The organism is Pseudomonas sp. NBRC 111143 (genome assembly GCF_001320965.1).
GTDB classification, from domain to species: domain Bacteria; phylum Pseudomonadota; class Gammaproteobacteria; order Pseudomonadales; family Pseudomonadaceae; genus Aquipseudomonas; species Aquipseudomonas machongensis.
In genome coordinates, this window is the sequence record NZ_BCBT01000005.1 from 64,096 (window position 1) to 78,998 (window position 14,903).

General features: G+C 66.6%; 10 protein-coding genes. All 10 read left to right on the top strand.

Going from position 1 to position 14,903, the window contains the following annotated elements:
• The first annotated feature begins 39 nt into the window (after positions 1-39).
• The 10 genes from APH44_RS04440 to APH44_RS04485 all read left to right on the top strand — a co-directional run bounded on the left by APH44_RS04440 (position 40) and on the right by APH44_RS04485 (position 14,903).
• Positions 40-1,815 carry an ABC transporter ATP-binding protein gene (locus APH44_RS04440; RefSeq protein WP_054891489.1) on the top strand — a complete coding sequence of 592 codons (1,776 nt, stop codon included), beginning with the start codon at positions 40-42 and terminating at the stop codon, positions 1,813-1,815.
• Positions 1,808-3,652 (top strand): ABC transporter ATP-binding protein, encoded by a 1,845-nt coding sequence (locus APH44_RS04445; protein WP_054891490.1) that lies wholly within the window; start codon positions 1,808-1,810, stop codon positions 3,650-3,652. Before APH44_RS04440 ends, APH44_RS04445 begins: the two co-directional genes overlap by 8 nt.
• Positions 3,653-3,859: 207 nt before the next feature.
• The gene (locus APH44_RS04450; protein WP_054891491.1) at positions 3,860-5,008 is read left to right on the top strand and encodes an LLM class flavin-dependent oxidoreductase; all 1,149 of its coding nucleotides are present in this window, start codon (positions 3,860-3,862) and stop codon (positions 5,006-5,008) included.
• A 20-nt stretch (positions 5,009-5,028) separates the two neighbouring features.
• Entirely contained in the window at positions 5,029-6,096 is a 1,068-nt protein-coding gene (locus tag APH44_RS04455) for an ABC transporter substrate-binding protein (RefSeq protein WP_054891492.1), read from the top strand.
• Positions 6,093-7,151, top strand: a complete 1,059-nt coding sequence (locus APH44_RS04460) for an ABC transporter substrate-binding protein (protein ID WP_054891493.1) — start codon at positions 6,093-6,095, stop codon at positions 7,149-7,151. Before APH44_RS04455 ends, APH44_RS04460 begins: the two co-directional genes overlap by 4 nt.
• Positions 7,152-7,598: 447 nt before the next feature.
• Positions 7,599-9,854 carry a TonB-dependent receptor gene (locus APH44_RS04465; RefSeq protein WP_054891494.1) on the top strand — a complete coding sequence of 752 codons (2,256 nt, stop codon included), beginning with the start codon at positions 7,599-7,601 and terminating at the stop codon, positions 9,852-9,854.
• A gap of 125 nt (positions 9,855-9,979) precedes the next feature.
• Positions 9,980-12,427, top strand: a complete 2,448-nt coding sequence (locus tag APH44_RS04470) for a TonB-dependent siderophore receptor (protein ID WP_054891495.1) — start codon at positions 9,980-9,982, stop codon at positions 12,425-12,427.
• 157 nt (positions 12,428-12,584) lie between these two features.
• Positions 12,585-13,340, top strand: a complete 756-nt coding sequence (locus APH44_RS04475) for an ABC transporter permease (RefSeq protein WP_054891496.1) — start codon at positions 12,585-12,587, stop codon at positions 13,338-13,340.
• A 10-nt stretch (positions 13,341-13,350) separates the two neighbouring features.
• Complete coding sequence (locus APH44_RS04480) at positions 13,351-14,106, top strand: ABC transporter permease (RefSeq protein ID WP_156343722.1); 756 nt, start codon at positions 13,351-13,353, stop codon at positions 14,104-14,106.
• 11 nt (positions 14,107-14,117) lie between these two features.
• Positions 14,118-14,903 carry an ABC transporter ATP-binding protein gene (locus tag APH44_RS04485; protein WP_054891498.1) on the top strand — a complete coding sequence of 262 codons (786 nt, stop codon included), beginning with the start codon at positions 14,118-14,120 and terminating at the stop codon, positions 14,901-14,903.

Sequence of the window (14,903 nt, forward strand, 5' to 3'; positions counted from 1 at the left end):
GTGCCGTGGCCGGCACATCCACTCCCTTCGGACATCTGTATGCCCCACCCTCTGCTGCGCGCCCTGGCCATCTACCGCGAGATGCCCTGGCGCTTTCTTCTGGTCGCCTCGCTCTACATCGCCGGCAACCTCGGCCTGGTATGGCAGCAATGGCTGATCGGCCATGCCGTCAACGACGTCAGCGCCGGTCACGCCGTGGTTCGCCAGGCCGACGGCAGTCTCGACGCCAGTGTCGCCTGGTACTGGCTGTGGCTGTTGCTGGCCATCGCCCTCGGCCGTGGCCTGCTGCAGTACGCGGCTGCCGTACTGTCGCTGGTGCTCAGCCAGGCGCTGCTCACGCGCCTGCGCGAACGTATCCTCGAACAGGTACAGGCCCTGCACCTGGGCTACCACTGGCAGCACGGCATGGGCGAACTGGTGACCCGTACCACCCGCGATGCCGACAAGGTCCGCGATGCGCTGATCACCTTCTGGCGGCAGATCGTCGAAACACCCCTGGTGGTGCTGGCGGTGGTCGGCCTGCTGGCCTGGTACGACCCGCTGCTGGGCCTGGTACCGCTGCTGCTGACCGGTGTCGGCCTGTGGTTGTTCGTGGTACAGACCGAGCGCCTGGTCACCCTCGACCGCGCCGTAGGTGCCGCCTATGACCAGGTCAGCCAGGACCTCGCCGAAGGCATCGGCGGCGTGCGGGTGATCAAGGCCTTCGGCCTGGAACAGACACGCATCGAACGCTTTGCCGCGCAGGTGGCAGTGTTCTCCGGGCATGCTCGTGCCGCCCTCGCCTACGCCGCCTCGCGCATTCCCCTGCCGCAGGCGGTGGTGGCGCTGGGGCACGCCTGGGTGTTGGTCCATGGCGCTCACCTGGTGGCGAACGGGCGACTGGGAATCGGCGAGCTGGTGACCTCGCTGCTGCTGGCCACGACCTTGGTATTTCGCATCGAGGGCATCGGCCGGGTCATGCAGACCTTCGCCGACGCCCGTGCCAGCGCCGAGCGCATCTGGCAACTGCTCGACGAACCGCCAGCGATCGGCAGCGGCCCTCAGGCCTTGCCCCGAGGGCCGTTGGGCCTGAAGTTCGAGAAGGTACGGGTCGGCGCGCCGAACGGCGGACGTGACATCCTGCACGACTGCTCGCTCACCCTGCAGCCCGGCGAAGTGGTCGCGCTGGTGGGCGCCACCGGCACCGGCAAAAGCCTGCTGGCCAGCCTGTTGCCACGCCTGGCCGATGTTCAGGGCGGTGCCGTGCTGATCGGCTCCGAGCACCACGGCTGGCAGGATGTGCGTGGGTTGGACCTGGCAGAACTGCGTCGTCGCGTGCAGGTGCTGCCCCAGGAAAGCTTCCTGTTCTCCGACAGCCTGGCGGCCAACCTGCGACTGGCAGCCCCCCACGCCAGCGACCAGCAACTGCGCGAGGGACTGCGACTGGCTGCGGCAGAGGACATCCTGGAGCGTCTGCCCCATGGCCTGGATACACCGCTGGGCGACCGTGGTGTCACGCTCTCCGGCGGCCAGCGCCAGCGCCTGTGCCTGGCCCGCTCGCTGCTCGGCACCCCGGACATCCTCTGCCTGGACGACGCCACCAGCGCCCTCGATGCCCACGCCGAGCGCCGGGTACTGGACAACATCCGCCGCCTGCGCGGCGATCAGGGCCACGCCCCCACCCTGCTGCTGATCACCAGCCGCCTCTCCACCCTGCTGCTCGCCAACCGCGTGCTGGTGCTGGACAACGGCCGTATCGCCGCCAGCGGCAGCCACGCCGAACTCAGCGCGCACAACGCCCATTACCGCGACCTGCTGGGGATCGAGTATGACTGAGCCACGCAAGACCCCGAGCGACCTCGAGATCGAACAGACCCTCGCCCGCCAGGCCCTGGACCGCGGCATGCTGCACCGCCTGCTGCCGCTGATGCAGCCGATCCGCAGCGCGATCCTGACCGTGATCGGTATCGAGCTGCTGCTGGTGTTCACCGTGTTTTTGCGGCCCTGGTTCGTGCGCGAGCTGCTCGACCGTGGGCTGATCCACGACGGCGACCACTGGCTGCTGGACGAACGCCTGGTGCTGTGGCTGGGCCTGGCCCTGGCGGCCAGCTGGCTGGTGCGTTTCCTGCTCGCGGGGGTGTCGCAGTTCATCGCAGGCTCCGCGGCGATCCGCGTGCTGAACGATCTGCGGGTGAAGGTGTTCAGCCATGTCCAGGCACTGTCGGTGAGCTACTTCGACCAGACCCGCGCCGGGCGCATCATCTCTCGCGCCGACCGTGACGTGGATGCCCTGGAACCGTTGCTGGTACAAGGTCCGCCGGAGCTGCTCGGCGCCCTGCTGCGCTGCGGCCTGGCCTCGGTGATGCTGTGGCGCATCGAGCCAAGCTTCTTCTTCAGCCTGGCAGGTACGGTGCCGCTGCTGGTGCTGGCGACCTGGCGCTTCAAGCGCATCTCCCAGCGCAACTGGGCAAAGGTTGCCGAGCAGCGCAGCCGCTTCACAGCGCACCTGGTCGAGAGCGTCAACGGCGTGCGGCTGATCCAGCAGTGCGGCCAGGAAACGGCCAATGCACAGCGTTACCGGCGCCTGCTGGAGGACTTCAACCAGGCGCTGATCCGCGGGAGTTTGCGCGCGGGCTGGTTCGCCCCCTTCACCGCGCTGCTCAGCACCGCCGGCATGGCCGTGCTGTTGCTGGTCGGCGCCCATGGCCTGGCGCAAGGCACGGTCAGCGTCGGCCAGGTGGCCGAGAGCCTGTTCTATGTGTTCCTGTTCCTCGGCCCGCTGCAGGAGCTATCGGACCTGTTCGAACGCTACGCCACAGGCTCCGCCTCGGCCCAGCGAATCTTTCTGCTGCTCGACACTCGCCCGCAACTGCTCGACCCCGACCGCCCTCGGCCGCTGGGCCGGGCGTGTGGGCAAGTGGATTTCGAGCAGGTCGAATTCGCCTATCACCCCCAGGCCACAAGGCCGGTGATCGACCGCCTGGACCTGCATGTGCCCGCAGGCCAGGTGCTGGCCATCGTCGGCCCCTCCGGGCATGGCAAGAGCACCCTGGTGCAATTGCTGACGCGCTTCTACGACGTGCACGCTGGCGCGGTGAAGCTGGACGGCATCGACCTGCGCCACCTGTCGCAGCACGAGCTGCGGCGCAATGTCGGGGTGGTGCTGCAGGACAACGTACTGTTCAGCGGCAGCATTCTCGATAACCTGCGCCTGGCCGCACCGCAGGCTGATGACGCCCAGCTGATTGCTGCGGCGCGCGAGCTGGGCGCTGACGAGGTGCTGGAGCGCCTGGCGCAGCAATACCACACCGAAGTCGGCGCACTGGGCTCGCACCTGAGCCATGGCCAGCGCCAACTGGTGTGCCTGGTGCGGGCCTACCTGGCGGACCCAGCAGTACTGGTGCTGGACGAAGCCACTTCGGCGGTGGATGTACATACCGAGCGGCGCATCCAGCGGGCGCTACGACGCCTGTGCGAAGGGCGCACGGCGATCGTCATCGCCCACCGCCTCGCAACCATCCGCGATGCCGACCGGATTGCCGTGGTGCGCCATGGACGGGTTGTGGAGCAGGGATCGCACGGGCAGTTGCTGGCCCTGGATGGCGCTTATACAGCGCTGCATGACGCCTACATGCGCAGCGCCGCAGCGCTCGAAACAACCTCGCAACCCTGAAGTCGCACGTGCAGGACCCTCGGGGGATGGCAACGGCGCACCGCAGCGCCCTGCTGCTCCCCCAGCAACCATTGCTGGCGGGGTGTTGCCACAGACGCACCCCGCTCTCCTCGCATGGCCCGAGCCCGCGCCCCACGGGGTGCGCCGCGGCAATGGCACAGCCGTTGCACCCTTGCATCCATTCGCTCATTGCTCACAGGAGCCCCCATGTCCACCGAATTCTTCTGGCGCCTGCCGCTGGGCACCGACGGCCCGCAGTTGTCCACCGACCGCCACAACCGTGGCGCCCCCCGGCACCGCCCCGGCAACATCGCGCCTGGGCGCCTGCCCAGTGGCGAGGCCGACGGTTTCAGCTACATCGACTATATCGCCCAGGTGGCAAAGGCCGCCGAACTGGCCGGTTTTGAAGGGGCGCTGCTGCCCACGGGGCCGGAGCCGTGGATCGCGGCGGCGGCATTGGCGCGCGAGACCCGACGCATTCGTTTCCTGATCGCCTTCCAGGCCACCTGGACCCTGCCCGCCTACGCTGCGCAACAGGCTGCGATCCTGCAGAACCTCAGCGGTGGGCGGCTGGACTGGAACATCATCACCGGCGCCAATCCCGCCAGCCAGCGCGCCAATGGCGACTTCCTCGAGCACGACCTGCGCTACAAGCGCACTGGCGAATTCCTCGACGTGATCCAGGGCCTGTGGTCCAACGACAGCTTCTCCTACCAGGGTGACATCTACCGCCTGGAGCACGGCAGCCTGCCGCCGGGCCTGCAGCATGAGCGCAAGCCGGGGGTGTATTTCTCCGGGTTCTCCGACGCGGCACTGGAGGTCGCCGCGCGTCACGCCGACGTGTACCTGAACTGGGCGGAGCCGATCGACAAGCTCAAACCGCACCTTGAGCGGGTTCGCGAACTGGCCGACAAGCAAGGGCGCAGTGTGCGCTTCGGCCTGCGTGTCGACCTGTTCGCCCGCGAGACCGAAGACCAGGCCTGGCGCGAGCTGCGCCAGCAGTTCGAGCGCCTGGAGGGCAACGCCAGCAGCACGGCGAAACGCTTCATCACCGGCTCCGATTCTGTCGGCGGCGCACGCCAGGCCGCTTATCACCAGCACCTGGAAGGCTTCGACGAGTTGATCCTGGCCCGCAACCTCTGGGCCGGTTTCGCCAAGGCCAAGCCCGGCCCGACCGTAGGCCTGGTCGGCAGCCACCAGAACATTGCAGAACGCCTGGCCGAATACCGCGATGCCGGTTTCTCCACCTTCATCCTGGCCGCCAACCCGCACCTTGAAGAGGCGCTGCGCATCGGCCAGGAAGTGCTGCCGCTGGTGCAGCAACCGGCCGCCACCCCTTTCAAGGCCCGCGCCTGAATCCTTGCAGAGACCCCACCATGAGCCACCCCCTCGACACCCTCTGGTACACCCGCTGTCCGGTTCCCACCGGGCTTGGCATCGCCGTCCAGCAAGGCTGGCTGCAGGCCGACCTGTCTGCCCTCGGCACCCAGGTCCAGTCGCTGCGCGAAGCCGACGACCAGGCCGTGCGCGAATCGCACTTCGACCACAGCCTGCGCAACTCGGTGCGCCATGGCGGCAGCATCCCGGCGATCTGGGCCCGCGCCCAAGGCCGCGAAACCCGCGTGATCGGCCTGTCGTGGGCAGACGAGGCGCAGTTGATCCTGAGCCTTCCGGGCAGTGGCATCCGCACGGTCAAGGACCTTGCCGGGCGGCGCTTCGGCCTGCCCGACTGGGCCGCGGCACAGATCGACTTCACCCGCGCCCAGGCCCTGCGCGGGCTGGAAAACGCCTTGCGCCTCGAGGGCCTGCAGGTGGGGGATGTGCAGTTGGTCAACTACCGCTACGACGGCACCTTCAGCGACCGCCCGGTGCGTAACGTGGCCGGCACGCCGGTCTCCACCACCCAGACGGCCGGACGCAATCTGGAGTTGGCCGGGCTGCTGCGTGGCGAGGTCGACGCGATCTTCCTCAAGGGTGCCAGCGCCGTGCAGTTGGCCCATGCCTTTGGCCTGCACACGGTGATCGACACCGGTGCCCATCCCGACCCGCTGGTGCGCAGCAACAACGGCACCCCGCGCACCCTGGCGGTGGACAGCCACCTGCTCGCCCAGCATCCGCAGGTCGCCCGCACGATCCTCGCCGCCGTGTTGCGCGCCGAAGACTGGGCCCAGCGACACCCTGACGAAACCCGCCGCTACCTGGCCCGCGAAACCAACAGCAGCGAGTACTGGGTCAGCGTCGCCTACGGCAACGATGCCCACCTGCGCCTGCGTACAGCCCTGGACGAGCAGGCCCTCGCCGCTTTGCAGGACTTCGTCCACTTCCTCAAGCGCTGGCGCTTCATCCCCGCCAGTTTCACGGTCAGCGACTGGATCGACCGCGGCCCACTGGACGCGTTGCTGACCAACACCCCTGCCATGGAAAGGACCTCCGTCGCCCTATGAGCAAGCCACTGGAAACCCTCTGGTACACCCACAGCCCGGTGCCCACCGGGCTCGGCATCGCCGTGCAGTCCGGACGCCTGGCCCAGGCGTTTCAACCGTTCGGCACCAATATCCAATCACTGCGCGAGTCCAGCGAACGGGAGGTGCGCGAAGCCCACTACGACCATCACCTGCAGAACTCGGTGCGCCACGGCGGTAGCATCCCGGCGATCTGGGCCTATGCAAGCGGCGTCCAGACCCGGGTGCTGGGGCTGTCGTGGATTGACGAGGTCCAGCTGATTCTCACCACTGAAGAAAGCAGTGTGCGCACGATCCGCGACCTGAAGAATCGCCGCTTCGGCCTGCCGAAATGGGCCAACGTGCAGATCGACTTCACCCGCGCCCAGGCCCTGCGCGGCCTGGAAAACGCACTCAAGCTCGAAGGCCTGTCGGTGGCCGATGTCGAGCTGGTCGACTATCCCTACGGCGGCACCTACAGCGACGACCCCAAACACCACCTGCACGGCTCCGCCGTCAGCCTGGGCACCAGCCGCTTCAGTCGGCGCAACAACGAACTGATCGGCCTGCTGCGCGGCGATATCGACGCAATCTTCCTCAAGGGTGCGCACGCGGTCAGCCTGGCCCACGAGTTCGGCCTGCGCGTGGTGGTCGATACTGGCAGCCATCCCGATCCGCTGATTCGCAGCAACAACGGCACGGCGCGGACCCTGACGGTCGATACGCACTTGCTGCACGAGCATTTCGACGCCAGCGTGACCTTGGTCGATACCGTGCTGCGCACCGAGCAATGGGCCTGGGCCAACCCCGAGGAGACCCGGCGTTTTCTGGCCCGTGAGCTGAACACCAGCGAGTACTGGGTGGCAGCCGCCTATGGCGAGGATGCCCACCGGCGATTGCGCACCACCCTGGACAATCGCTCGATTGAGGCGCTGCAGGACTTCACCGAATTCCTCCACCGCTGGGGGTTCATCCCGCAGCGCTTCGACGTGCGCGAGTGGATCGATTTCAGTGTGCTGGAGAAGGTCATCGGCTCGACGTCGCGGCTGGCGGTCTGAGCGTAGGTCCACATAGGGCGTAACGGCCCTCAGCACTGGGGGCTGTGCCTGTCTTGCTCAGAATCTAAAAGCCAGCCCAATCTCTGTGGGAGCGGGCTTGCCCGCGAAAAAGACACCGCGCTGCCTGGCACGGGCTACGCCCGTGTTCGCGGGACAAGTCGCAGCGGCGAACCGCCGCTCCCACAGGGGATTGGGCTGACCTTTAGATTTTGAACAAGACAGTTGCTCCTACAAGGACCACGCCAACCTGCTGCCCAAGCAACATCTCCCCGCCCCATTGCTGCCCCAGCAGCACTCCGCAAACAGCCCCTTGCTGCCCCGCCCGCAACCGCGCCGAAAAGCGTTCTTTGAATCAAAGAAAATCAATATAAAACAATTGCTTACAGATACTGGCACAGTCCCTGCTCTACCCCTCCCCAACAACACTTGAAACACGGGGAGAACCACATGCACCAGCTCAATCCTCTGGCCCGCCAGATAGGCCTGGCCCTGCTGCTGGCCGGTGCCGGCAACCAGGCCTACGCCGCCACCGAAACCAGCGAAGAAAAGAAAACCGAACCTGCCCTCGAAACCGTCACCGTCACTGCCCAGCACCGCGAACAGACGCTGCAGGAAGTGCCCGTCGCGGTCTCGGCGATCAAGGGCACCCAGCTCACCGCCGACGGCGTTCGCTCGATGGGCGACATCACCACCTTCGTGCCCAACGCCTCGGCCAAGAACCCGGATGGCGACGGCCGCCCACGCTGGTACATCCGTGGCCTGGGCACCGGCGACACCGGTGCGGCGACGGTCTACCCGGTGGGCATCTATGCCGACGACGTCTACCTCAACGCGCCCATTGCTGGCGGCGGGCCGCTGTTCGACCTGGAACGCATCGAGATCCTGCGCGGGCCACAGGGCACGCTGTACGGCAAGAACACCACGGCCGGCGCCGTGAACGTCATTTCCAAGAAGCCGACCTTCGACACCGACGGCTACGGCACCGTCGGTTTCGGCAGCAAGAACGAACGCATCCTCAACGGTGCACTGGGCGGCACCCTGGTGGATGAAAAGCTCGCCGGCCGGGTGTCGCTGTATTCCGAGGAGCGCGACGGCTTCCAGAAGAACGACTTCGATGGCAATACCTATGGCGATGTGAACAAGAAGGCCATACGCCTGCAGTTCCTCGCCCAGCTCAACCCCGATCTGGATGCCCTGCTGAAGCTGCACAGTCGCCAGTTCAAGGGCGATGGCAGCAACGGCTCGCTGCCAGTGGGCCGTTACTACAATGTCGGCTACCAGCGCCCCAATGGCCGCGACATTTCTCTCAACGTCAACGAGGACTATCGCCTCGACCACGATGGCGCCTCGCTGACCTTCAACTGGTACCTGGGCGACTACACCCTGACCTCGATCAGCGCCTACGACTACATCCGCAACCGCTCCACCACCGACGCCGACTACACCCCCTATGAAGTCAACGGCGCCTCGATCACCGACAACGCCTATCGCCAGTGGTCGCAGGAGCTGCGCCTGGCCTCGCCGCAGGACCGTCCCCTGCACTGGCTGGCCGGCGCGCATTATTTCCACGAGAACCTCGACAGCTCGGCCCAGCGTATCGTCACGCCTGGCCCGACGCCCAACGGCACCGGTTCCAACCAGGTCGGCAGCACCGCCTATCGCAACCAGGACTTCGACCACCGCACCGACAGCTATGCGCTGTTCGGCAACGTCACCTATGACTTCACCGATGCCTTCAGCCTGACCGGCGGCCTGCGCTGGACCCAGGAGAAAAAGGATATCGACCTGGACCTGGTGCAACTGACTCGCGCCACCGCCAATGGCCCGCTGATCCCCATCGCCGGCGCTGGCAGCAATGGCAATCGCCAGCAGGACAAGACCTGGGAAGCCTGGACCTACGACCTCACGCCCGAGTACCGCATCAACGACAACCTGCGGGTGTTCTTCCGCTATGCCCATGGCTTCCGTTCTGGTGGCTTCAACACTGGGCTGTCGACGAGCCTGGCGCAGTTGACCACGGTGGATCCGGAGGAGCTCGACGCATACGAGCTGGGCCTGAAATCCGAGTGGTTCGACCGGCGCCTGACGGTCAACGCCAACGTCTTTTACTACGACTACTCGGATATCCAGGTGAACCTGCTGACGGTCAACAACGGCGTGCTGACCACCGCTTTGACCAACGGCGCCAAGGGCAAGGTCAAGGGTGCGGAGCTGGAGATCGAGGGCCAGCCCACCGAACGCCTGCACCTGCGCGCAGCGCTGTCGTTCCTGGACACCGAGTACACCGACTTCAAGAACGTCAACCCCTCCACCGGCGCGGTGACCGCCGACTACAGCGGCAACAGCTTCGTGCGTTCGCCACGCAACGTGGTCTCGCTGGGCGCCGACTACACCCTGCCCCTGGATGTGCCGGGGCGTGTGGTGGCCGGTGGCGACGTGAGCTTTCGCGACAAGGAATATTTCCTGGCCGACCGCCAGAGCAGCGGCGCCGACGAAACCCTCAGCCAGCCCCACTACACCCTGGCCAACGCGCGCCTGAGCTGGTTCAGCGCCGACGACAAGCTCAGCGTCACCGGCTTCGTCAACAACCTCACCGACCGCCGCTACCAGGTGCACGGCCGGCCCAACGGCACCGCCGGGCAGTACGTGATCACCTACGGCGATCCGCGCACCGTTGGCTTGAGTGTCACCAGCCGGTTCTGAGTCGCCCTGTCAGGCCCTATCGCGGGGCAAGCCCGCTCCCACAAGGACGCAACGGTCGTTGTGGGGGCAGGCCTGCTCCGGGACAGGGCCGGCCCACTCAACACACCTTCCAGCAGGAACCCCAGATGCCCCACCACACCCCCTTGGCACGCGCCATCGCCGTGGCCATCGCCGGCCTCGCCGTGCCCGCTTTCGCTGCCGAACCCAACGACCGACTCGACACCGTGGTCGTGGTCGGCACCCATAGAAGCGATGTGACCGCCCTGCAAAGCGCCGCCCCGGTCGACGTGCTCAGCGGCGAGAAACTGCGCGAGACCGGCGCCAGCGACCTGTCTGGCGCGCTGACCGCGTTGTCGCCGTCGTTCAGCTTCCCGCAATCGCCACAGGGTGCCTTCGCCGGCTCCATCGCCCAAGGCGCCTCGCTGCGCGGGCTGGCCTCCGACCAGGTGCTGGTGCTGGTCAACGGCAAACGCCGCCATACCAGCGCCAACGTCACCCGCCAGGGCCTGGTCAATGGCCGTGGCGCCGCCGCCGTGGACCTGAGCCTGATCCCGCTGAGCGCTATCGAGCGGGTCGAGATCCTGCGCGATGGCGCCGCCGCCCAGTACGGCTCGGACGCCATCGCCGGGGTGATCAACATCGTGCTCAAGGAACGCGACGACGGCGGCAACATCGGCTATCGCTTCGGCGGTTACGACAAGGGCGACGGCCTGCAGCGCAAGCTCAGCGGCTGGAAAGGCTTTGCCCTGCCCAACGATGGTTTCCTCACCCTGGCCTTCGATGCCGGCAGCCAGGACCCGGCCAGCGACACCCGCGATGACAACCGGATCTTCTACCCCGGCGACACCAGCATCAACACCCCGCGCGAGCAGAACAACCGCTACCGTAACTGGCGTTGGGGCTCAGGCAATGTGTCCGATCAGTATAATTTCACGGCCAACGCCGAGACCGGCCTCGGCGCCGGGTTGACGGCCTACGGTTTTGCCAGCTACGCGCACAAGAACACCGATGCCGAGGGCTTCTTCGACCCGCCCACCACCCTGCGCAACAACTACGGCAGCACAGCCCTGGCCCGCTACCCCGATGGTCGCCTGCCGATCACTCGCTACGGCCTGGAGGACTACGCGGCCACCGGTGGCCTGCGCTTCGAAGACGCCACCCTGGGCAACTTCGACCTGGCCTTGAACTACGGCAACAACCGCCTCGACTCCACCGACCGCGACGCCATCAACCCCAGCTGGGGCGCGGCCAGCCCGTCGACCATCTATACCGGCCGACGTGAAGCCGACCAGACCAACCTGACCCTGGACTGGACCCGCGATTTCGCAACGGACCTGCTGTTCAAGCCGCTGACGGTCTCTGCAGGCCTGGCCTGGCGCAAGGAGAACTACGAGCTCACTGCAGGCGACGCCGCCGGCTGGTCCAACGGCCCGCTGTTCAACACCCTCGACCCGATCACCGGCCGCCGCCTGCCGGGCTACTACTCGGGGATCACCCAGGTCGATGCCGCTTCGCTGGATCGTCGGGTGATCGGCGCCTACTTCGACCTCGAAGGGCAGATCACCGAGAAATTCCAGGCCGGACTGGCCGTGCGCAGCGAGCATTATTCGGACTTCGGTGACACCACCAACGGCAAGCTGTCGTTACGCTATGATTTCACGCCGCAGATCGCCGCGCGGGCCAGCGCCAGCACCGGTTATCGAGCACCGTCCCTGGTGCAGAGCGGGCTGTCGTCGTTCAGCGTACAAGTCGTCGAACAGCCGCCTGGCAGCGGCAACTGGGTCGAGGTGCAGCAACGCACCCTGCGTGCCGACAGCCCCGAGGCACAGCTGCTCGGGGGCAAGGCGCTCAAGCCCGAGGAGTCGACCAACTTCTCCGTGGGGCTGGTCTGGCGCCCGCTGCCCAACGCCTCGCTGACCCTCGATGCCTACCGCATCGACATCGACAACCGCATCACCCTGTCGGACCAGTTGCCGGCCTCGGTGGTCTCGCCGATCTTCGCCGGTACGCCCTACGCCAATATCCAGAGCGCTGCGTTCTACAGCAACATCGCCGACACCCGCACCGATGGCATCGAGCTGGCCGGGCACTACGACCTGGACCTGGGTGCCTGGGGCCGGGTCAACCTCAACGGTGGCTATGCGCGCAATAACACCCGCATCACCGGCCTGGACAGTGTCGGCGGCATTCCCGGCAACCAGATCATCGGTCGCAACACCCAGGGCCTGATCGAAGACGGCACGCCCAAGGACAAGCTGACCCTGAGCGCCAACTGGCTGTACGACGGCTGGAGCATCACCCTGGCCCAGCGTCGCTATGGTGAATGGAAGAGCCTGAACGCCAGCAACCCGACGCTGGACCAGACGTTCAGCCCGCAGTGGGTGACCGACCTGGACGTGTCGTACCGCCTTGACCTGGGGCTGACCCTGTCGGTCGGTGCGATCAATCTGTTCGACAGCCACCCGGACAAGCTCGAAGGCGCGCAGCTGTACGGTGTGCCGAAGTATTCGATCACCAGCCCCGAGGGCGCACAGGGGGCGTTCTACTACACCAGCCTGAGTTACGACTTCTGAATCGGCGCGCGCCCCGCTGCTGATCGACTGCTGCCCCAGCAGCAGCGTACTGCTGCGCCATCATCAGCGCCCATGGCCGAGCCCCGAAAACACGGGGCTCGGCACACTGGCACAGGTCTTGCGATATCCCCGTATCACCGATCACTCAAGGCCTTCCATGCGCGCCCTGCTCGTTCCTCTCTCCTGGTTGATCTCGCCCCTGGCCCTGCTCGCGTTGTGGGCTTCTGTGGCCGCTGCCGGGCTGTTTCCGGCCAACCTGCTGGTATCGCCGCTGGAGGTCTGGCGCAGCTTCCAGGAGCTGCTGGTCACCGGCGAGCTGCAGGAGCACCTGGCCGGCAGCCTCTCGCGGCTGGGGCTTGGCTTTGCCTTCGGCGCTCTGTCGGGCCTGGCCCTGGGTACGGCCATGGCCCTGTCGAAAACCGTCGAGGCCTATTGCGCACCGCTGTTCCATACCCTGCGCCAGGTCCCCAGCATCGCCTTGATCCCGATGTTCGTGTTGCTGTTCGGTATCGACGAGACCTTCAAGATCGTCATCGTCGCCAAGACCGCGTTCTTCCCCGTGGCCCTGGCCACCGGCGACGGTATCCGTGCCATCCCGCGCAGCCATTTCGAGGTGGCGGCGGTCTATCGCCTGGGTTGGCCGACCCTGGTCGCACGCATCGCCCTGCCCGCCGCCGTACCGGCCATCGTCACCGGCGTACGGGTGGCGCTGACCCGCGCATGGGTGGTGCTGGTGGCCTGCGAACTGCTCGCCGCCGACAGCGGCCTGGGGCAGATGATCGAAATGGGGCGCCAGATGTTGCGCATCGATGTGGTGATGGTCGGCGTGGTGATCACCGGGGTGATCGGTTTCACCCTGGACTGTTCGCTGCGACGTGTGGAGCGGCACCTGTCCGCCTGGCAGCGCAGTTGAGGAGTGAATGATGACTGTCCGACACTTGCGTGGCCTGTTGCTGCCGCTGCTGCTGCTCGCGGCCTGGGAGTATGCCTCGCGCCAGGATGCAGCCGGCGCCTATGCCTTCGTGTCCTTGTCCAAGGTCGGCTCGGCACTGCTCGAGCTGCTTGGCAACGGCGAGCTGCCGGTCAACCTGCTGGCGAGCCTGGCGCGCACCAGCAGCGGCCTCGCCCTGGGCATGCTGGCCGGCATCGCCCTCGGCGCACTGATGGCCTTGTCGCCGCTGGCCAACCGCCTGACCGCACCGCTGTTCCACGCCCTGCGCCAGGTCCCGATGCTCGGCTGGATTCCGCTGATCGCCCTGTGGTTCGGCAATGGCGAGCCGGCCAAGTTGCTGATCGTGAGTGTGGCGGCGTTCTATCCGATGGTGCTCAACACCTACGAAGGCCTGCGCCAGGTCGACATCCGCCAGCGTGAGGTCGGTCAGGTGCTGATGCTCGATCGCTGGCAGCAACTGCGCCTGATCCTGCTGCCCGGTGCCTTGCCGAGCATCGCCACCGGCGTGCTGCAGGCCCTGGCCTTCGCCTGGGTCACGGCCGTTGGCAGCGAGCTGTTCCTCGCCTCTGGCGCCGGCCTTGGCAACCTGATGATGAACGCCGAAGCCGGCGCACGGATGGAAGTGATCATCGTCTGTGTACTGTGCATCGGCCTGTGCGGCTACCTGATGACCTGGCTGTGCACCCGTTTCTGCCGGCGCCTGCTGCGCTGGCGCACCACTGATTGAAGGCCGCGACCATGAATGCCATCGCCCATCCCCACCCGCCTGCCGTGCAGGCCGGCGCCCTGCAGATCCGCCGCCTGAGCAAGGCCTATCGGCTCAAGGGCCAGACCCTGCCGGTGCTGCAGGACATCGACCTGGACATTCGTCCCGGCGAGTTCATCAGCATCCTCGGTGCCAGCGGCTGCGGCAAATCGACCCTGCTGCGGCTGATCGTCGGCCTGGACACCGATCACCAGGGCACGATCGTGCTCGACGGCCAACCGGTACGCGGCCCGGGCCTTGAGCGCGGCATCGTGTTCCAGGACCACCGCCTGTTCCCCTGGATGACCCTGCAGCAAAACATCGCCCTGGCCCTGAAGAACCACGCGCTGCCTGCCGAGGAAAAGCAGCGCCTGGTCGCCGAGCATATCGAGCTGGTTGGCCTGCGCGGCTTCGAACACGCCTATCCACACCAGTTGTCTGGCGGCATGGCCCAGCGTGCGGCGATTGCCCGGGCGTTGGTGAACAAGCCCAAGGTGCTGCTGCTCGACGAACCCCTGGGCGCGCTCGATGCCTTGACCCGGGTACGCCTGCAGCAGGAGCTGCAGCGCATCCGCGAGCGCGAACGCTGCACCGTGGTGATGGTCACCCATGACATCGAAGAAGCGCTGTACCTGGGTGACCGAGTGATCGTGATGGATGCCCACCCGGGGCGCATTCGCGAAGACCTGCCTATCGACCTGGCACATCCACGCGAGCGCACCCATCCCGCCCTTCAGATCCTTAAACAGCGCCTGCTCGAGCAGCTCATGGCGCATTGA

Excerpts from the sequence above, each read along its gene's own strand:
- APH44_RS04475 (WP_054891496.1), top strand. The coding sequence starts at position 12,585 with ATGCGCGCCCTGCTCGTTCCTCTCTCCTGGTTGATCTCGCCCCTGGCC.
- APH44_RS04470 (WP_054891495.1), top strand. The coding sequence starts at position 9,980 with ATGCCCCACCACACCCCCTTGGCACGCGCCATCGCCGTGGCCATCGCC.
- APH44_RS04440 (WP_054891489.1), top strand. The coding sequence starts at position 40 with ATGCCCCACCCTCTGCTGCGCGCCCTGGCCATCTACCGCGAGATGCCC.
- APH44_RS04450 (WP_054891491.1), top strand. The coding sequence starts at position 3,860 with ATGTCCACCGAATTCTTCTGGCGCCTGCCGCTGGGCACCGACGGCCCG.
- APH44_RS04460 (WP_054891493.1), top strand. The coding sequence starts at position 6,093 with ATGAGCAAGCCACTGGAAACCCTCTGGTACACCCACAGCCCGGTGCCC.
- APH44_RS04485 (WP_054891498.1), top strand. The coding sequence starts at position 14,118 with ATGAATGCCATCGCCCATCCCCACCCGCCTGCCGTGCAGGCCGGCGCC.
- APH44_RS04480 (WP_156343722.1), top strand. The coding sequence starts at position 13,351 with ATGACTGTCCGACACTTGCGTGGCCTGTTGCTGCCGCTGCTGCTGCTC.
- APH44_RS04455 (WP_054891492.1), top strand. The coding sequence starts at position 5,029 with ATGAGCCACCCCCTCGACACCCTCTGGTACACCCGCTGTCCGGTTCCC.
- APH44_RS04445 (WP_054891490.1), top strand. The coding sequence starts at position 1,808 with ATGACTGAGCCACGCAAGACCCCGAGCGACCTCGAGATCGAACAGACC.
- APH44_RS04465 (WP_054891494.1), top strand. The coding sequence starts at position 7,599 with ATGCACCAGCTCAATCCTCTGGCCCGCCAGATAGGCCTGGCCCTGCTG.